Origin of the sequence: Pseudoalteromonas sp. CR1, assembly GCF_019392235.1 — a bacterium.
In the GTDB taxonomy this organism is placed as follows: domain Bacteria; phylum Pseudomonadota; class Gammaproteobacteria; order Enterobacterales; family Alteromonadaceae; genus Pseudoalteromonas.
Window position 1 is genome coordinate 1 of sequence record NZ_JAHXRM010000692.1, and the last position, 229, is coordinate 229.

General features: G+C 53.3%; 1 protein-coding gene. It reads left to right on the plus strand.

All coding sequences use genetic code 11. From position 1 onward, the window contains the following. Positions 1-229 (plus strand): hypothetical protein (locus KZZ04_RS22380; RefSeq protein ID WP_219424154.1); only part of this gene is annotated, 229 nt, incomplete at both ends.

Consider the following 229-nt stretch of genomic DNA (forward strand, 5'->3'; position numbering starts at 1 on the left):
GTCAACGGTGGCGGGTATGATGATTGGGGTATGAGCTTAGCTGAGTCGGTGAGTCATAAACCTGTGGTGATTAATGCGGTGGCACTTTCAGGACTGTCGCCTAACACGGACAATGCGGCAGATGAGCCTGCCAGTGAACACCAACACGATACCCAACACGAAATAAAGAACGCTCATCCGCAGCCATCTGATCATCCTCACGTGCTCAGTGAGGGGCCCAGTGAAGTGC